This window comes from Streptomyces turgidiscabies Car8 (assembly GCF_000331005.1).
Lineage (GTDB): Bacteria > Actinomycetota > Actinomycetes > Streptomycetales > Streptomycetaceae > Streptomyces > Streptomyces turgidiscabies.
In genome coordinates, this window is record NZ_AEJB01000670.1 from 1 (window position 1) to 18,957 (window position 18,957).

Here is an 18,957-nt window from a genome sequence, read left to right on the forward strand (position 1 = left end):
ACCGTCCGCTACGTAGGGGGCGTCACTGCCAGTCGACGACGATGCGGTTCAGCGGGGTATCGAGAGCGAAAAGGCCGGGGCGGTGCCCGATGGCAGGAGCGTCGAGGGACTGGATTTCGAACGCGGCCTCGTGATCGCGGTAGTCGCGGTCCCAGGTGCGGATGGCGTCGGCAACCTTCACCACCAGTTCATCGCTGCCAGGGCCGTGGCCGATGACGCCGAACTCCCAGAGCTTGCCGCCCTCAAGGGTCTTCTCCTGCGACAGGCGCCGCGCCAGGTAGGTGACGGCACCCTTGTCGACGGCTGCGGTTGAGGAGGGGTAAGGGTCCTCGGTGAGCAAGCCGTCCTTGGCGCCCTGCGGGAACAGCATCCGGATCAGACCGGAGGGAACGGAGCAGGTGACGAACAGTTCCATCCACTCCGGCGATTCCATGGCGCGGACCGTCATGCCGGTCCACTCCTCGGTGCGTGGCTGGTCCAGTACACCGGCAAGGGCATCGGCGTCGATGTTCTGGCCGGCCGGGGCCTGGAGCCGAACTGTGCCGTCCGCGCTGAGCGGGACGACTCGGCGGTCGTCGTCGGCGATGCCGCGCCGGAGCGGCATGAAGGTGTTCATCTCACTGCCGAGGGACACCCATTGGCCGTCGCGCTGCTCGTAGGCGATGGAGCGGGAGACGCTGCCCTTGAGGCGCTGGGGAACGAGGAGCCGTCCGCCGGGGGCGAGTTGCTGCAGCCAGGAGTGCGGCACGCCGTGCGCGCCCACGGTGGCGATGATCCGGTCGTACGGTGCTCCTTCGGCGTATCCGAGGGCCCCGTCGCGGGTCACGGCCTCGACGTTGGTGATCCCGGCGGCTGCGAGGTGTGCACTGGCGCCCTCCACGAGGTCGTCGTCGACGTCCAGAGTGGTCACGTGCCCGCTCTCGCCGACCAGGCTGGCCAGCAGTCCGGCGTTGTAGCCGGTGCCGGCGCCGAGTTCGAGGACGCGCTGGCCCGGCTGGGCGTCGAGCTGATCCAGCATTAGGGCGACGACTCCCGGCTGGGAGGCGCAGGAGATGGACGTGCCGTCGGTGTCGTACTTGATGTGCACCGGTGCGTTGGCGTAGGCGTCTTCGAGTGACGCGTCGGGCACGAACACGTGGCGGGGCACGGTCCGCAACGCGGTCTCGACGGCGGTCGTGCGGGCGTGCCCTTCCGCGCGAAGCTGGTCGACCAGGGCGTTGCGGAGGCGCTCGGCGTCCGCCGTGGGGGTGGCGATCGTGTCGGTGTTCACCGCGCTGACGCTATCGGCGGCGGCCGGTGCCGCGTCGGGCGACGCGGTGTTGTCACTTGTTCCCATGATTACCTCTCGTGCGATGTTGGACAGGGCGCTCTGGTCGTCCCGGAGGAGACCGGCACGGTTGGCATGGAAGATCACGTGATGGGTGATGACGGCTCGCAGGCCACGGGTGAGGGCGCCGCGGCCCGCAAGGCAAGCGAGCGTGGCTCCCGCCCGTTCGAAGGCGGTCACCCATTCGTCGTGCGCGTGGAGCGGGCCGTCCGGACGGCAGAGGCCGTGGGCATCAGCGGCCATCAACTTCCGTATGGCCGGGACCAGTTCGGCAACTCGTTCGGGTAGTAAAGGGGTGATGGCCGGCCGAAGGGCGGCGACCTTCGCCCACACGTCGCCCTGTTCGAACCAGTCGAGTCCGGCCCCGCGCATCATGGCGCTCGCCAGCAGTACGGCAGTCTCACGGTGTCCCAGGTGCTCCGGGCTGGGCTGGTAGGTGAGCAGGTGGTGGGAGTCGCTGTGGAACAGTTCGTGGGCGGCGTCCATGGCCTCCGGGCCGCCGAACGTGTCGGTCTCGGGCTCGTAGATGCAGGGCAGCCACGACACAGCCGCGCCGTCGCCGACAAGATCGCTCAGCAACGACTCGATGACCGGTGAGGGCTCCGCAGCGAGGTAACGCAGCGGCCAGGGCTGCTTGTTCATGAACCACCAGCCGGTGAGCTGCCCGTCGGCCTCAGCCGTGATCAGGGCCGGGCCGATGCGTTCGGCAATGACGCGCCGGGCGCGCTCGCGGTCGACGAAGGTGATGTTGTGCTGCTGCCAGCGGTCGGAGCGCATGGGGGTCCTTCGGTCGGCGTGTCAGGCGATGAGCAGGCAGGCGTCCCAGGCGGACCGGGGCGGGGCGGCGGTGCTGGGCGCGATGAGGGCCAGGGCTGTACCGGCGGCGCCGTCGAGCAGGCCAGGGCCCCGTTCCTCGTCCTGAATGACCGCCGTGGCGGTGAGTCCGGGGTCGGCGCCCGGCGGGTGGACCGCAGCCAGCAGCGCCGGGATTACGGCGCGGAGCTGGCCCACGGTCGAGGGGTGGGCGTCGTCGGCCGTACGTGCGGCGACGTGGGCGAGGCCGGCGAAGCCGTGGCACAGGCCGTTGTCCGTGGTGGCCTTGAGCTGGTCGGGATCGGTGAGTGCGGCCACGAGCGCGTTCTCCGCGTCGATCTGGCGGTCGGTGTCGCCGAGGGCGAGTGCGGCGAGTTGTTGTGCGCGGGCGAGGCCGGCGGTGCCGTAGCACCAGGAGGGCCGCCGGGGCGCGGACGGGGCGAGGCGCTCGGTACGCAGCTCGTCCTGGGTGACCCAGTACGGCCAGGCCGGTCCGCGACCGGTCTCCTGCTGCCAGCGGTCCAGCCACGCCAGGATGGTGCACAGTGCTGCGCGGTGTCCTTCGGCGAGGGTGCCGTTCCGGGCAGCGAGGGCCAGGAGGGCGAGCACTCCGCCGATGCCGTGTGCCATGCCGGTGTTGGCGTGCCCGCCGGGAAATCGGTCGTCGTCCGGGCTGCCCGAGGGGCCCGTCTGCGTCCACCAGCCCGGCAGGTTCTCCCCTTGATAGGTGATGGGTTCGGTGAGGCACACGCAGTAGTTGAGGACGGCGCGCATCGTGGGGCTGCCGGGGTCACGGCGCAAAAGATAGGCCCCGTATCCGGTGAGGCCCCGGATAGCGTCGAACTCGGCGAGCTCCGGCAGGCGTCCGGCATCGATGCGGCGATGTGCGGCGTCGAGACGGCGTCCGGCGTCGATCTCAATCTGCCGGTCCATCGCGTTCAGGGCGCGCCCGTAGGAGGCGGGCAGGTGGTCGGCAGCGCAGGCCAGGGCGTGGGCGAAGGCGGGCGCCCCGTAGAAGGGATGGCTGTCGGGACCGCTGGTGAACGGCTCCCGCGAGGCGACGGCCAGCCAGTCGTGGGCGCGCTGCCACGGTCCCAGGCCGTTCGCGGCCCGCTCGATGTGCAGGAGCGCGATACCGGGAGGTCCGTAAGCGAGGTGCTGCCGGTCCGAGGACGTTGCCCGGGGTCCGAAGGGTGCCGTGTATGGGTCGGCTAGCTGGGCGGCGACGGCGTCGACCAGGCCGAGCCCGGGGTGGGCGGTCATGAGGTCCTCCTGGTGGTGCGGGCCGTCCAGGCCAGGGCGGCGGCGCGCGCCAGGTAGAGGCACACCTCTTCCTCGGGGAAGTGCACCGCCACGTGCCGCACGAAGTGGACGTGCAGCAGGGAGGTCAGGACGTCGTCGACGGCGATGCCCTGGGTGTCCGGGCCCGGCAGGTGCGGTCGGTACCCGGCGAGTGCCGTGTCCCGGTCTTCCCATCCCGACACGATGGCGTCTCCGCCTGGGACACGGCGTAGCGCTGCCCAGTCGTCGGACGGGTTGGCGAGCCGTACGGCTTCGGTGAACTGCGGGCGCGGAACGGGCTCGGGGGCTGTCGGGGGAATGTGGTCGATCAGCCACTGCATTCCGGCTTCGGCGCTGCCGAGGAACGCGGAGGCGACGGCGACGGTATGGGCCGCCACCAGCGTGCGCGGGCCGGGGCGCTGCGGCTGCGTGAGCTGGGTCAGGACGGCGCGTGAGTCCGCCCGGAACACCTCTTCGGCTGCCTCCCATGCGGCGCCGGAGCCCCAACGGCCCATCTCGCGGTACGAGGTGGAGTACCGCAGATCAGCCAGCAGGCCGACGTCGCGCAGCTCGTCAGCCCAGGCGCTCACTGTGCAGGCCGTGTCAGCGAAGGCGTCCGGATCGGGGAGTGCGATGCGTACGCGAAGGTGTTGGTCCGGGTCGCGGAAGCGGATGAACCACCACGGCGGGTTGCCGAGTTGTTCGAGGAGGGCGGGCAAGTGCTGTGAAAGCAGGGTGTCTTGGCGGCGGGCGTCTCCGTACAGAGTGGCCAGAAGTACGGGGGAGGAAGCGGGCGTTTGGATCTGGGCCGGGCAGAGGATACGGGCCTGCGTGGGGGCGGGCAGGGGCGGCCACGTCGGCGGCCGGGTCGCCTTGAGAGGCACCACGACCTCGTGGGCTCGCCCGTCGCACCAGCCGTACGCCTCCGGTTCCGGGGCCTCGACGATCACGGCCAGGCTCGTACGGTCGAGGTGCTGGCGCAGCAGCGTCCGGTGGCCGGCCTCGTCGAGGTCGAGGAAGAGGCGTCGGTCGTCCTCCACGAGGTGGACGCGGAGAGACAGCCGCCGCCGGGCCCGCCAGTCGGTGAGCGCGGCGTCCCACTCGGCCCGAGGACGGGCGCGGCCGGGTAGCTCGAACGCCTCCAGCCGCCAGCGTGCCGGGGCCAGTACGGTGCGCCCGTACCGCAGGCGTGGAAGGAACGGCATCGCCGCGGCGGCTCCCCAGTCGAATACGGTGACCTGCGCGCACTGGGCGCGGGACAGCTCGGTGAGGAACCGCACCAGCGGCGAAGTGTGGGTGCGCAGGTTCAACGCGTGCACCCCGACGGCCTCGACACGGTGTCCGCGGTCAGGGGCGGCCAGGTACATACGGCGGCCGTCGCACCCCACCGCCAAGTCCGCCGGGGTGAGAACGGCGTTCTCCGAGGCGCGGTGTTCCTGGAGGCTGATCACGGTGGGCAGGACCTGCGGGGCGCGAGTGACGTGGGCGCTCTCGGGGAGCAGCGGTGGGAAAGAGAGCTGCGCGGGAACGGTGTTGCTGTCCGCAGCCGGGAGGTCGGCGAGTTCTGTGGTCAGGGCCTCACAGCCGACGGGGGTCAGCACGCTGAGGAACCGGCCCGTGGAGACGCCGGCGCCTCGGGACACGCTCACGACCTCCAGCCGGAACCGCCCGCGCTGCAACTCTCCCAGGCTGGCCGCGTGCACCCTCACACCCACCTCCAAGTGCGGTGGCACCCGAGGCTCGTCCGGCCCCACGTCCAGGGCCGCAACCAGGTCGTCCGTGAGTAGCACCTCGTCGCGGCCGTCGAGTACGGCGGCCTGCGCCAGTCGTACGAGGACATCGTCCCGGACGGAGAGACGAGGCCGACGCGCGCCGGCCGCACTGCCCGGGTAGCCGTCGGGATATCCGGTGCCGCTGTCCGCCACGACCTCCTGGAGCGGCACCATCGTGCCGATGCCGTACCGCTCATAGAACCGCTGGTGGTACTCGCCCCACGCCGCGGTCCCGTACGGGCGGGTGCTCACCCGGGTCAGGATGAGCGCCGCACGCTCGACCTCCCGGGCCACTTCGTCCGGCAGAACGATCTGCGCGTCCAGGCGCAGGTCGAGCGCGAGGGGGTGTCGGCGCAGGCCGGGCACAAGGGCCCGCATCCGTGCTGCGACGCTGTCCCGGCCACCGCGCGTGGAGCACGCCCCCAGGGCCGCCCGGACCGCGCGAAGCTCACGCACCGTCTCTGTGACCGGAGCGAGGGTTCCGGCATCGATCGCATCGAGTTGGCCGAGCAGATAGCCGAGGGCGTCGGTCTCGGTGCTCGGCGCGTGCAAGCTCGTGATCAGCACCCGCCGCCGGATCAGCTCCGCCAGCAGATGACGCGCCCTCGCCGCCCCTGCCTCGGGGAACTCCGCCCGGAGCTTGTCCACGAGCATTCCGACCTGGATCGGCGCCCGGGCCACGGCGAGGACCGCGCGCACCGGTGCGGTCAGGGCCAGGGACGTCTCGACCGCGCGAGTCTGGTCGTCCTGGACGTCGGGCTGGAACGGCACGATGAGCCGGTCTCCCCGGCTGGTCACGGTGTTGTTGACGACGACGGGCAGCCGTTCGAGGAGGTCCGGGCACGACTCCAGCCGGTCGACCACGGCGGCCAGCCACTCAGCCCCGGCGCGGCCGACGGCCACATGCTCTGTGCCCCATCCCGAACCCGTCTGCGGACCGAACCCTGCGGTGGTCACGCCGGCGAACAGGCCGAAAGGCGTAGCCCGGTGCTCGGCCCGCAGTAGATAACGGGCTACGGACCGCGCCGCGCGCCGTATGTCCCGCACAGGAGGCCGCTCGGCCTTGCACAGCTCCTGTAATTGCGCGGCCAAGACCGGACTGGAGTGTTGCAGTGCCTCGGCGACATCCTGGTTCGCCCAGACCGCCCGCAGCCACGTAACACAGGCCGCCAAGCTGCTGGGCGAGCGTTCATCGAGGTCAGGGCACGGAGGAACCGGCAGCGACGGCCAGGCTACGGCGCGCAAGAGAGCTGTTGTGCCAGTTCGGAACGCTGCGGGCGGAGCAAGCACCAACTACCTCCGTGGGGCGTGGGGACGGGCGGCTGGTGCCGCCACGCCGGGGCGCGGCGGCACCAGCCCGGAGTGACCTGAGGTCCGGTCAGGCGACGTTGGTGGTGCAGGCTCCGCAGGTGGAACCGCAGCCGTCGTCGGTCAGATTGACCAGGCCCGCCGGGTCGGCGATCTCGACGAGAGAAACGTCCAGATCGAAGCCGTCCGATGCCCCGGGGGCCTGCGGGTGCAGTTCGGTACGGCTGGGAACTACGCGGTTACGGGTCATGCTTCAACTCCTCGTAATTGTTGGTGTGTTGCTGGACTGTGATGCTCAGGACCCATCACGCGGAGCGTTGCCAGACGGCCTGCTCCCCGGACGGTTTCTGGCCCACCCGGCACGAGAGGACGTGACCCGCGTAGGAATTCCTCGCGAGCTGCCTGCCTCGCACCGGGAAGTCGTGTGCCGGGAGTCTGATCAGACGGTCGCCGGTCGCCACCCCGTGAAGGAGCCGAGTGCCTGAGCCTTGAGGCGGTCTGGGCACGGCTCGCACGCGTAGAAGGGGGTGCGTTGCCCATCCCACTGCAACAGGCCGCCTGCTTCCAGCGGGCGGGCGCAGAGGGCACGGTCTATGGCCATCTGCTGGTGGGGGCGGAGGAGGGCGACGTGCGGGAACGGCGGCGGACTCGCCGTGGCCGGGGTCTTCACTCGCCGTCCCTGATACGGAGTTCGGCCCAGACTTCTTTACCCCATGGCCGCCTGCCCGAGCCGTGCAGGTCGTATCCCCAGCGGTCGGCGACTGCGTCGATGAGGAACAGCCCACGGCCCGACTCGTCATCGTCATCGGCCTGGCTGAGAGCCGGCAAGCGCGCCGGCGCCCGGTCCAACACCCCGACACGTAGCCGTGTCGCGCTCGGCCGCTCGACCAACAGGCGGATCTCCTGGCACGGGGTGTGCCTGGCCGCGTTCGCGATCAGCTCTGTGATGATCAGCGCGGCGTGGTCGGCAAGGCTGTCGAGGCGCCATATGCCGAGGACGTCCCGGAGAAGCTGGCGGCCGATCTCGGCCGTGGACGGCTCGCAGGGGAAGGTCTGGCTATAGGCCGGGTGGCCGACAGAGGCGACGTGAACTTGCGTAGTGAGACTCGTCATTCGGGGGAGCCTTCGGGTTGTCTCGGCGCCCGGCCCACCCCCGCGGGGGAACCTCAGGGGCAGGCAGGGCCGTCAACAGCCGTCCGCACGGTGGGGCGTGGCGAGCGACCGACAACAAGACAACTCCCTTTCAGGGCAAGGTGATTAGGGCGATCACCTGTCCGTCCCACGGAAGGACCTAGGGCGATTTGACCTTCCATTTACCTGGTGGGCGAGGGGGCGGGAGAGCTACCGTGCGGACATGGACACCACGCGCAACACCGTCCTTGAGGCGTGGATGGCCGAACACGGCTACAGCTCCAACAGCCTTGCTGACGCTGTGAACAGGGCCTTAGAGCAGTTGACCGGGCGGCCTGGCGGCCTCGACGGCTCATCGGTGCGGGACTGGAAGGCAGGCCGGGTCACATGGCCCAAATCGGCTACCCGCAAGGCACTTGAGGACGTCAGCGGTCTGCCCGCGATCGCTCTAGGGTTCGTGCCACGGGGCCGGACTCCGTCCACCCCGGCCCCACCGCAGCAGGAGGACCCCGACATGAAGCGCCGTAACCTCGTCGGCGGGATCGCGGCGGCTGCCGCCGCAGCAGCCGCACCCGGCACCGCAACGCGCCGCATCGGCATGAGCGACGTCGACCGTCTACAGAAGCGCTTCGCCGAGATCATCGCCAGCGACCACCGCCACGGCGGCCAACTCGGCATCGAGCAACGGGCCGCCGCGCTCGCCGACGAGGCCCTGAACCTCCAGAACGCCGGCAGCGCCAGTCAGCGCGTACGCAGCAACCTCTACGGCTCCGCAGCGGCGTTCCGTTCCTCTGCGATGTGGGCCGCCATCGACGGCCGCCGCTACGACGTCGCGAAGGCGCACATGCGTGAGGCGCAGGCACTCGCCGAGATGTCCGGCGACCAGGAGATCAAGTTCCGCATCTGGAGCCACGCAGGCACCATGTACCGCCACATGGGCCGCCCCGCCGACGCGTTCGCCGCCAACGACGTCGCCCGCAACCTGCACCTCACCCGCCGAGACCCCCTGTTCGCATCCCTCGGCCTGGCCCGCCAGGGCGCCATCCACGGCACGGCACAGGACCGCACCGGCACCCGCCGCGCGTTCGAGCAGGCGCAGGAGGCCATGCTGCGCGCCGACCCCGCTGACCACCGGCCAGTGTGGATGCTCGCCTTCTACGACCAGGCAGAGCTGGACTCCCTGGCCCTGTCAGCGCACTTGGCGCTCGGCGACTACCCGACAGCCGAGTACCACGCCCACCGCTGCCTGTACGCCCTCCGGCCCCACATGATCCGGTCCCGGGCCATCACCACGACCCGGCTCGCACACGCCCAGCTCGCCCAGGGCGCCCCCGACGCCGCCACGGCCACCGCCATGAAGGTCCCCGCCGACGCCGCAACCCAGCACGCCCGAGTGACGCGCATGCTGCAGGAGTTCGGGGCCGCGCTACGCGCCACTGCGCCGGACAGCTCCAGCGCGCATACCTGGACCGAGCACGCCGCCACCTGGAGGATGGCCGCATGACCCCGGCACCCGCCATCGAACTGCGCACCTTCACCACCCTCGACACCGCCCGCGGCGACCTCCTCGACGTGTACGCCGACGTGCGCGCCCCACTGCTCCACCTGCCGAACTACGCGGTCACCGCGTTCGGCGAACGCATCGACCGGCACAGCACCGAGCCCGGGTTCACGGCTGTCCTCGCGTACGCGGACGGGCATCCGGTCGGCTACGCCTACGGCAACACCATCGAGCACGGCGATCGGTATTGGCAGCGCACCAGCCCGGCGCCGCCGGACAAATACACCGAGCGCCCGGCCATGGCCCTGAAGGAGATCGGCGTCCGGCCGACCTGGCGGAAGACCGGGACCGCCCGACGTATCCATGACGCCCTCCTCACCACACGCGACGAGCCGTACGTGACGCTCATGGTCAACTCGGCTGCTGGGGACGGGAAGGTCCACGCGCTCTACGAGTCGTGGGGATACGAGGACATCGGGCAGAGCCAGCCGTCACCGGCCTCACCGGTCCTCATCGTGATGATTCGCGCCATCTGCTGACCAGCATCCCCGACAGCCCGGCGTCTTAAGAGCAATTGGGCGGCTCGGGCCCCTGGCCGCTCTAGGATCCGAAGGCATCGTACGGATCTACGGGGGTAAGCGTGGAACCCACAGCCATCGGCACCCGACTCGCCTCGGCCGCCATTGGGCCTCTCGTCAGAAAACTCTTCGTCACCGGAGGTCCCGGGGCCGGCCTTGTCGACAAGCCGATCCGCATCTCCGGCTACGTATCCTTCAAGGGCGAGAAGCGCGCCCTCACCGAGTCCGACGTGCGCAATCTCGCCGCCAAGCTGGTGAGTCAAGCCCTGCGCTCTGGTGAACGCCCTTTCCCTAATGACGAGCAGCAAGCCGTCACCGATGCCCTCGCCAGCACCCTCCACGCCCTCGGTGACCTGACCCTCACCGACCTCGAAGCCGTACGCCTTGGCCACTTGGCATTCGCCCGCGAACTGCGTCGCGCGAGCGGCAGTCCCGAGCGTCACCTCACAGCCGACGCCACGTACTTCTATGAGGGCCTGCTCGAAACCGCATGCCTCCACATCCTCAACTTCTTCACGCAACGCTCGACCTTCGTCGCCCACACCCTGGTGGTGCAGGTCCGGGCAGTCGACGAGCTCATCACGAAGGTCGACGAGTTGATCCGCCGCAATCCCCTACCTGGTGGCGAGGACGCCGCATTCGAGCATGCATACCTGGAGCACGTGTCCAAGAAGCACGGCAAGCTCACGATCTATGGGATCGATCTCAACAATTCCCCGAGACAGTGGCCGTTGAACGTGGCGTATCTGAATCTGGAGGCGTCCCCGTTGTCGGGGCACTGGCAAGGGCTAGGGGCAATGTTCCGCGCCGGCCTTCTTGCGGATGATGATCTCTCGGCTCTCCCCCCGCCTCAACGTCGCTCCTTCTACGCTGCGCTGTCGGCGCAAGGCACATTGGACGATCTCCGCCAGCCCGGAGCCGAGGAGTCTCCTGAAAACCTGGACAGCCTCCTCCCGTTCGCGGAACAGGCCAGTCCCCACCAGGGTGACGAGATGCATTTCAAGTCTGATGTGTATGCCGCTCGATTGATCCGCGTTTCGCTCGCAGCCCAGCCGGCGGACCAAGCCCTGGCAGCCAACCACCGAGTCCTACTGCGCGGCGAAGCCGGCTCAGGCAAGACCACACTCGTCCAGTGGCTGGCTGTCGCCGCTGCTGGCCAGGACCTCCCCGATCGCATGGAGTACCTCTACGATCGCATCCCCTTCGTTCTGCCACTGCGCACACTCACGCGCCACGGCGAACGTCTCCCGGCCCCCAAGGACTTCCTCTCTGCCATTGGCTGCCCACTCACCGGCACTCAGCCTGACGGCTGGGAGAACCGGGTCCTCGTCGCCGGGCGCGGCCTCATCCTCATCGACGGCATCGACGAGATTCCCGACCACGAGCGCGAGCGGACCCGGAAGTGGCTGCTGGAGCTGATCGAAACATACGACCGTGACAACCGATGGCTGGTTACCTCCCGCCCATCAGCCGTGGGCCAGGACTGGCTCACCGAGGACGGCTTCACTGAGCTGACGCTGTCTCCTATGAACCCCCCGGACATCGCCACCTTCATCACTCAGTGGCACCATGCCGCACGAATCGATGCCGACGACGCCGCCGACCTCGACGAGTACGAGCGTCAGCTCCTCGCCGCAGTCCAAACCGAGTCCGACCTCGGCCGCCTGGCCACCAACCCTTTGATGTGTGGGCTCATCTGCGCCCTCCATCGCGACCGGCGGGGTTATCTCCCCCATGGCCGTAAGGACCTCTACGAGGCGGCGCTCTCCATGCTGCTCAGCCGACGCGACCGGGAACGGGACATGGTGAGCCCCGGACTCCGCGAGGAGCCCCAGCTCGATCTGCTCCAGCGACTCGCCTACTGGCTGATCAAGAATGGCCGTACAGAGATGGACCGTTCCCGCGCGGAAGAGATCATTGCTCGGGCTCTCCCCTCGGTCCCCGAAGTGGCTGCCTTGGGTGATGCGCCAATCGTCTTCGAACACTTCCTCCAGCGGAGCGGCCTCCTCCGTGAACCCGCTCCCGACACAGTCGACTTCATCCACCGCACCTTCCAGGACTTCCTCGGCGCTCGAGCCGCCGTCGAGGAAGCCGACTTCGGACTCCTCGTCAGGCATGCAGCGGACGACCAGTGGGAGGACGTCATCCGCATGGCGGTCGCTCTCGCCCGCCCCCGGGAACGCGTCACGATCTTCCGGGAACTCGTGGACGCTGGGGACCACATCTCCGACAAGCGCGTCCAGGCCCGCGTCTACCTGCTCGCCACGGCCTGCCTGGAGTACGCAACGTCCCTCGAACCTTCCGTACGCGACGAGGTCGAACAACGCACCGCCACTCTGATTCCCCCGAGAAACGAGGAAGAGGCACACGCCCTAGCGGAAGTTGGGCCCCTGGTACTCCGTCTCCTGCCCGGCCCAGAGGAACTCGATGACGGAGTGGCCGCCTATAACGTGGCCCTCGCAGCTTCCAACGTCAAGTCCGAGGCTGCCATCGCGTTTCTATCCCAGTTCGTCCGCCATCCCTTTCTTCCGGTCCGTTCCCAGCTCCTGTGGGCCTGGCCTCGCTTCGACAGCGCTCGGTACGCCGAAGAGGTCATCGCGCACCTCGACGCGAGCGCCCTCAGTTACACCATCCAGTCCGACGAACAACTTCATCACCTGAAGCGCCTGGAACTGCAGCCGGAGATTCTGGATGTCAGGAGAGGTGTGTCCCTGGGAGCGCTAGCCTCGTATGCTTCCCAGCACACGTTCGCGCAACTCGCACTGTCGAACACCGAGACATCCGACTTGGGATTCCTCGCCGAGCAAATGACATTGACATCACTCGTTATCAACGATTGCCCGAATCTCGAGGATATTTCCGCCATCAGCGGCCTCCCAATTCAGCACTTGAACATCACCACTACCGGTTCCGACATCAGCTTGCGCCCGGTTTCACAATTGCCGGACCTGGAATCACTGGTGATCAGCGGCCCATCCAGCCTGAGCTGGTCCCCGGAATATCTTCCGAGCCGCGCTCCGCTGTGCAGCCTGCGCGTGTCGGATGGGGCCAAGCCGCTGTGCGGGCTCCAAGGGCTCAGTGACTTTTCCCAACTCGCGGATCTCGGGCTCAACAGCGCATCCAGCCCGGCTTCAGCCGATGACTGGCGGGAGGTCGGCGGCCTACCAGCGCTAACTGGCCTCAGCGCGAGCGCTGCGTCATTCGAGACCCTTCCGCCAACCACGGTTCTGGCGAACGTCACCAGCCTGTCTCTCAGCGGTGGCGGCGGGGACCGAGTCGTCCAAGCAGCGGTCCATCGACTGCCCGAAGCATTTCCCCGGTTGCTCTCATGCGAGTTCACGGGAGACATGACGTCGGAAGGCGACATCGACATTGCACCGTTGGCTCAACTGCACGATCTGCGAGAACTCTACATCGCCACAGGAACTGATCGCATTCGGGGTGCTGATGCATTTTCCTCTTGGATTAACCTTCGCTTTCTGTGACTCCCTCCACCAAGTGGAGGTGCCGCTCGCACGCAACTGTCCCGCACAAGCCAGGTACGGGGATTCGATGGGTTTAATTAAGCATCCGGGCGCGGATCTCTACGTCGAGGTAGTACCGAGTTCTCCGGGCCTGGCGTAGCTGCGCCGGGACCAGGGGTGGGTTCGGCGAGTGTGCCATGTTCGAAACTGGGCACCGGTCAAGCAGATACCTACGGAACAGCCCCGATCAGCCGCCGCATCCCGCTCCTGAACCTCCAACTCCTCCTCCAACAGCAGCTGGTGCTCCGCGGCGATCACCTGTCCGTCGGCATCGAAGGTGGTGCTTGACCTCCCATCGCGTGGACCGGTCAGGCACCCAGGTCCGCACGTCCGGCGGCCAGATGCAGCGCAAGAACACCCATAGCAACGCCTCGGGTGCACACCCCCAGCCCAGCTCGGTTTGCCCCCGCACCTCTGGCAGCCAGTCCGGATCCAGTTCGCTGCACCCCGACCTGCGCGCCGCGAGAGTGCCCACCCAACTCCCTTTATCCCATGACATAGCAGGCCACAATGTCCGTAACGGATTTCCCTCCGACTCCCGAGAATGCACCCTCCCGGAACGCAACACAGAAAAAATCTCCGGTCATGTCATGAGAATGGGTTTGCCACGCCTCTTCAGACATGTACGGCCTCGGCCCTGGACCACAGGGCGGGATGGCCACTGACTTTGAGGAGGAGCTCCGTGGAGATCGCGGGTGCGTTGCTGTCCATCGTCGTCGTCCTGGCTCCGAGCCTGAAGGGGTGGGTGGACAGCGTGTCCTACCGCAACCGGGCGCAGGCCAGAGCGACCGTCATTCTGGCTCGACGCGGGCAAGGGGATGGCAGCGCAGGCGGAGCACAGGTCGGGAAGCGGGGAAAGCGCCGTGGTTGAGAAGTCCGTCGGGTTGTCGACCCGGGCTCTGGGAGCCCTGTACCGGGATCAGCGTAGGGAGATGGAAGGGCTGGCCCGCCGGCTCCTGGCCGACGAGCGGCTACCGGACTCCGTGATGTCCTCCGAGGACATCGTGCAGACGGCGTTCGCCAAGGCTCTGCGCACTCCGGAACAGATCCGCGACCCCCGCGCCTACCTCTATGCCGTAATCCGAAGCGACGTACGAGCTGCGAGTCGGCAGCACCGACGGCGGTCGGCCCTGACCGCGGCGCCCACCGTTGACACGCAATCGCCGGACGTGCACGTCGCGGACTTCAGCGATCTGGTTGCCAATCGCGTGGCGGTGCACAAAGCGCTTTGCAACCTGCCTCCTCAGCAGAGGACGGCCGTTTGGGCGACCAAGGCGTTGGAGTACACACAGGCCGAGACGGCCGAGGCCATGCAGAAGAAGCCAGGGACGGTCGCCACCCATGTCGTACGCGCCGTGACAGCACTCCGAATCCACCTGGCCGCCCTGCTCGTGGTGAGCATCATCGTGCTCTCCCTCGCAGGGAGCCGTCTACTCAGGAGCATGCAGCCCCCGGCGGGCAGTCCACAGGACCAAATGCCGCAAGTGCCGTCAACCTCGCCGTGGATCTACCTGGCCGTGGGCTGCCTGCTCACACTCGGCCTCGCCAGATGGGTGTTCCGGTTGTGGACCCGCCGACGACAGGCCATCAAAGAGGGAGGGACGTTCGCACCGCGCTCCATCGTGGACCGGTTCCAGGGGTCGTCGCTCTCTGGACGCTGGTACAACGGTCCAGCCCGACGGCAGATGCGGCGGACAACGGCGTCCGACGACGACCTTCAAGAGGTTGATCGTCCGTACGGTGTCGTGCATACGCGGACGCTCTACCACAATTAGCGTTACGAGCCGGCGGATGCCGACGAGGGCACATCCAGGGCACATGAGCCTGGGAAGCGGCGTTGAGTGGTGAGAACCAGGGAGAGAAATTTTCGCAGGTCAACGCACTCTTCTGCACGAAACCCCTGGTCATCGACCCGCCCCTCCCATTCGCTGCACGAGTGGCAGGACTTCAGCCATCGGCTGCATGAGGCGGGGCATCAGCCTTATTGCCTGGTGTGGCCGTGAGGTGAGGTTCGCGGGATTTATTGGGGTGCGGGCGGGGCTTTCGGGTCCCGCCCTTTTTGCGCGCCTGAAGGGATGCCCGCTTCACCCGGAAGGAACCGCCCGGTACTCCGAAGCGAGCAGGCCGAAAAGGACGTCGTCCGTCCACTCCCCCTTGATCCAGGTGCTCTGCACGAGGTGACCCTCGCGGCGGAATCCGACGCGCTCCAGCAGCTTCGCCGAGCGGACGTTGCGTCCGTCGCAGGCGGCCGAGACTCTGTGCAGGCCCTCCTCCACCAGGAGGAACTCCACCGTCCGTGCGACCGCCTCGGCGGCGTACCCGTGGCCCTGGAACTCCGGGGCGAAGGTGAAGCCCAGTTCCGCCTGCCGTCCGTCCTCGCTGCGGCACACCCCGAGGTCGCCGATCAGTCCCGGAGCCTCCCGGCGCTCGACGGCGTACTGGAACCATCCCGGAGCGCGGGGATCCCCGGCCGAGAACGTGGCCGCCAGCCGCTCGGCCGCCGCCAACGGCACCGGCGACTCCCAGGACTGGTAGCGGCTCACCTCGGGGTCCGACCGGTACGCCGCCAGGGTCGGCGCGTCCGTGGCGGTGAACCTCCGGAGCGTCAGCCTGGCCGTCTCCATCACTTGGCCTCCTCTCAGCGGTGGTTGAGCTCGGCGAGTTCGGTCGCTGGCTTCCTCGACAGGGCCGTACGGTCGAGCAGGGGAAGCGCGATGTTACGTGCGCGGCGAGCTACTGGGTTGCGGGTGGTAGCCATCCGGGTCTTGCCTCGTCACGACAGCGACCATCCTCTGCATCAGGAGGCCCTTGGCGTGTTGGAGCCTGTCGGTGAACACGATCTCCACACTCCCCCGGAATCAGCATGGCACCTCTGCCGCCATGCCATGAGCCGGCTGTGACCTGGACACGAAGCGGCAGGTTCTGGTCAAAGGATGTCCAAATGCGGGCCGTCTCCTCCTCCGTGCGTGATCGGGTCCCAGCGACGGCTGTTTGCGGCTGTCACGGCTGAATCAACCCCCGTTCTGGGAGGACCCGGTGTCAGCACCAACCCGTAGAAGACGATGGCTCACGATCTGCGCCGTCACCGCCTCCGCCGCCCTCGTCGCGATACCCGCGGGCGCCGCGCCCGGCGGGGGCAGCAGCCCCTTCGGGCCTCGCGTCCTCGATCAACTCGCCGCGCAGCGCGAGCAGTCGGTCGGCGCGCTCACCCCCAGCCTCAAGGGCGACGACGGTGACGGTGACGACGGCAACGAGGCCGACGAGATCGCCGAGGGAGCGGACCAGTACTCCGAGGCCCGCACCTCACCCGGTGTCGTCGCACCGGGCGCGTACGGCGCCGCCTGGCAGAGCCTGAACAACCTGCCCAACAGTAAGGGGAGTTGGCGTAATGTCACCGACCTTCCCTACAACTCCGACGATTCGCGCTACCGCGACATCGACTCCAACTCCAGTGGCGGCTCGGGCAATGTGACGGGCCGGATGGCGGCGATGGCCGCCGACGACGACGGGTTCGTCTACGCCGGAAGTGCGGGCGGCGGGGTGTGGCGGTCCAGGTCGGGCGGAGGGCACTGGCAGGCCATCAGTGACCGGCTGCCCGCGCAGTCCACCGGCGCGCTCGCCCTCGACGGGGGCGGGCGCCTGTGGCTGGGCACCGGCGAGGCGACGACCAACGCGGACGCCTATCTCGGCAGCGGTGTCTATGTGTTGGCGGATCCGCACCACGGTACGTTCTCCTCCCGCGCCCGGGTCGGCGGCGACGAGCTGGAGTCCACCACCGTCCACCAGCTGCGCTTCGGCGGCGGCAAGGTGTGGGCGGCGACCAGCAAGGGCGTGTGGAGTCACTCCACGAAGACGCTGAAGGGCGCCTGGAAGCTGGAGTTCGCCCCCAACCCCGAGTTCCTGCCCGGCGGTTCGGAGGCAGCGGACCCCGACGCCCCGTACAAGAACATCGCCAACGACATCGCGATCGACCCGAAGAACCCCAACAAGGTGGTCCTCGCGATCGGTTGGCGCAGCGGTGACGACTACAACGGCTTCTACACCAAGGGCGCGCACGGCACCTGGACCCGGATCACCAGCGGCCTGGGCGACCTGCCGGCCGACCCGGACGGCGTAGGCAACGTCACCTTCGCCCGCTCCGCCGACGGCTCCCGCTACTACGCCATCGACCAGTCACCGGAGCAGCTGAACACCAACCCGGACAGCGGCCTGGAGGGCTTCTACGTCTCCAAGTCAGGCTCCCCGACCGGCCCTTGGACGAAGATCGCGGACTACCAGGGTCTGGCGGCGTCCGGTTCGGCGCTGACGTCCAGCGGCTACATGCCCGGCGTCCAGGCCTGGTACAACCAGTTCCTGACCGTCGATCCGAGCGACCCGCAGCACGTGTACGCGGGGCTCGAGGAGGTCTACGAGTCCAAGGACGGCGGCGGCACCTGGTCGACGGTGGGCCCGTACTGGAACTTCGGCTTCGCCTGCTGGAACATCGACCCGGCCGAGCAGAGCGGCGACTGCCCGCAGACCACCCACTCCGACCAGCACGGCGTCGCGATCGGCCGCTACCACGGCAAGAGCTTCGTGTACGTCGGCAACGACGGCGGCGTCTACAAGCGCCCGCTGCGCGGCCGGCAGGACGCCTCCGGGCACGCCACCGACTGGACCTCCCTCAACGACGGAACCATCGACACCCTGCAGTACTACTCGGTCGGCGTCGGCAAGGACCTCGACCACGGGGGCGTCTCCGTCACCGGCGGCCTCCAGGACAACGGCCAGTCCGTCCTGCGCAGCAACGACAAGGTGATGGGCTCCAATTTCGGCGGCGACGGCGGCGACACCCTCACCGACCCGGCCAACGGTTGCGACATCGCCGAGGAGTACGTCTACCTCTCCATCCAGGTGACCCAGAACTGCGCGGTCAACGACGGCAGTTGGATGGACGACGCCAGCAAGGCCACGTCCTGGAACGTCGCCCCGGCCGACAACACCACCGGCGAGGCCCGCTTCATCGCCCCGCTCGCGGCCGACGCGAAGAGCCCCTCGACCTGGATCGCGGGCGGCCGTCACGTGTGGGTGCAGACCCACGGGTACGCCATCCGCAGCGGCGACGAGTGGACCAGCGTGTACGACCTCGGCGAGGGCCACACCGCGACGGCCGTCGCGGCCTCCGGCGGCAAGGTCTACGCGGCCTGGTGCGGCCCCTGCAACAACCAGGGCTTCGCACGCGGTATCTCCGTCGGCAACGCGGACGGCACCGGCTGGCACGACATCACGCTGCCCGTCGACGGGAACGTGCCCAACCGCTACCTCAGCGGCTTCGCCATCGACCCGAAGAACGCCGACCACGTGTTCCTCACGGTCAACGGCTTCTCCCGGCAGTGGACCGAGGGCCCGGGTGCGGGCGTCGGCCATGTCTTCGAGTCCAAGGACGGCGGCACCACCTGGAAGGACATCTCCAAGAACTTCCCCGACGTGCCGGCCGACTCCGCCGCCGTCACTTCGAACGGCGGCCTCGCCGTCGGCACCGACCTCGGCGTCGTCTACCGGGCACCGGGCCGGACGACATGGCAGCGCGTCGGTGACCTCCCGGCCGTCGCCGTGCTCCAGCTGAAGCTCGGCCCCGACGGCAGCACCCTCTACGCGGCCACGCACGGGCGCGGCATCTACTCGATCAAGGTGCGCACCCTCGGCTGAACCTGCTGACGGGAGGCACGTATCTCACGAGGGA

The 18,957-nt window shown here is 68.5% G+C and carries 13 protein-coding genes; 5 read left to right on the forward strand and 8 right to left on the reverse strand.

The features are described 5' to 3' along the window. Positions 1-22 precede the first annotated feature (22 nt). From fxlM to STRTUCAR8_RS46575, 6 genes are all read right to left on the reverse strand, one after another. Complete coding sequence (gene fxlM / locus STRTUCAR8_RS46550; protein WP_006383498.1) at positions 23-2,104, reverse strand: methyltransferase, FxLD system; 2,082 nt, start codon at positions 2,102-2,104, stop codon at positions 23-25. 21 nt (positions 2,105-2,125) lie between these two features. Then, positions 2,126-3,403: a lanthionine synthetase C family protein gene (locus STRTUCAR8_RS46555; protein WP_006383504.1), complete on the reverse strand. Its 1,278-nt coding sequence runs from the start codon at positions 3,401-3,403 to the stop codon at positions 2,126-2,128. Continuing rightward, positions 3,400-6,366: a lantibiotic dehydratase gene (locus STRTUCAR8_RS46560; RefSeq protein WP_044474081.1), complete on the reverse strand. Its 2,967-nt coding sequence runs from the start codon at positions 6,364-6,366 to the stop codon at positions 3,400-3,402. Before STRTUCAR8_RS46560 ends, STRTUCAR8_RS46555 begins: the two co-directional genes overlap by 4 nt. Positions 6,367-6,571: 205 nt before the next feature. Continuing rightward, positions 6,572-6,751, reverse strand: coding sequence for an FxLD family lanthipeptide (locus STRTUCAR8_RS46565; protein ID WP_006383508.1), 180 nt, complete (start codon positions 6,749-6,751; stop codon positions 6,572-6,574). 189 nt (positions 6,752-6,940) lie between these two features. Continuing rightward, the gene (locus STRTUCAR8_RS46570; RefSeq protein WP_006383512.1) at positions 6,941-7,171 is read right to left on the reverse strand and encodes a hypothetical protein; all 231 of its coding nucleotides are present in this window, start codon (positions 7,169-7,171) and stop codon (positions 6,941-6,943) included. Next, complete coding sequence (locus STRTUCAR8_RS46575; RefSeq protein ID WP_006383505.1) at positions 7,168-7,614, reverse strand: ATP-binding protein; 447 nt, start codon at positions 7,612-7,614, stop codon at positions 7,168-7,170. The genes STRTUCAR8_RS46570 and STRTUCAR8_RS46575 overlap by 4 nt, the downstream gene beginning before the upstream one ends. 241 nt (positions 7,615-7,855) lie before the next feature. Here STRTUCAR8_RS46575 and STRTUCAR8_RS46580 point away from each other — a divergent pair, with 241 nt between their 5' ends. The 3 genes from STRTUCAR8_RS46580 to STRTUCAR8_RS46590 all read left to right on the forward strand — a co-directional run bounded on the left by STRTUCAR8_RS46580 (position 7,856) and on the right by STRTUCAR8_RS46590 (position 13,196). Further along, positions 7,856-9,136 carry an NsdA family TPR-like regulatory protein gene (locus tag STRTUCAR8_RS46580; RefSeq protein WP_006383502.1) on the forward strand — a complete coding sequence of 427 codons (1,281 nt, stop codon included), beginning with the start codon at positions 7,856-7,858 and terminating at the stop codon, positions 9,134-9,136. Beyond that, positions 9,133-9,672, forward strand: a complete 540-nt coding sequence (locus tag STRTUCAR8_RS46585; RefSeq protein WP_006383507.1) for a GNAT family N-acetyltransferase — start codon at positions 9,133-9,135, stop codon at positions 9,670-9,672. Before STRTUCAR8_RS46580 ends, STRTUCAR8_RS46585 begins: the two co-directional genes overlap by 4 nt. Positions 9,673-9,773: 101 nt before the next feature. Then, complete coding sequence (locus tag STRTUCAR8_RS46590; RefSeq protein ID WP_006383509.1) at positions 9,774-13,196, forward strand: NACHT domain-containing protein; 3,423 nt, start codon at positions 9,774-9,776, stop codon at positions 13,194-13,196. Between the two features lie 226 nt (positions 13,197-13,422). Here STRTUCAR8_RS46590 and STRTUCAR8_RS56025 read toward each other — a convergent pair whose 3' ends face one another. Beyond that, on the reverse strand, positions 13,423-13,734 hold the full coding sequence (locus STRTUCAR8_RS56025; RefSeq protein ID WP_479683358.1) for a DUF5956 family protein: 312 nt from the start codon (positions 13,732-13,734) through the stop codon (positions 13,423-13,425). 319 nt (positions 13,735-14,053) lie between these two features. Between STRTUCAR8_RS56025 and STRTUCAR8_RS46595 the strand changes: the two genes are divergently transcribed. Beyond that, a complete protein-coding gene (locus tag STRTUCAR8_RS46595) occupies positions 14,054-15,010 on the forward strand; it encodes an RNA polymerase sigma factor (RefSeq protein WP_078507531.1) in 957 nt (318 codons plus the stop codon). 309 nt (positions 15,011-15,319) lie between these two features. Here STRTUCAR8_RS46595 and STRTUCAR8_RS46600 read toward each other — a convergent pair whose 3' ends face one another. Continuing rightward, complete coding sequence (locus STRTUCAR8_RS46600) at positions 15,320-15,859, reverse strand: GNAT family N-acetyltransferase (RefSeq protein ID WP_044474082.1); 540 nt, start codon at positions 15,857-15,859, stop codon at positions 15,320-15,322. A 412-nt stretch (positions 15,860-16,271) separates the two neighbouring features. Between STRTUCAR8_RS46600 and STRTUCAR8_RS46605 the strand changes: the two genes are divergently transcribed. Then, positions 16,272-18,923 (forward strand): WD40/YVTN/BNR-like repeat-containing protein, encoded by a 2,652-nt coding sequence (locus tag STRTUCAR8_RS46605; RefSeq protein ID WP_006383499.1) that lies wholly within the window; start codon positions 16,272-16,274, stop codon positions 18,921-18,923. Positions 18,924-18,957: the final 34 nt, after the last annotated feature.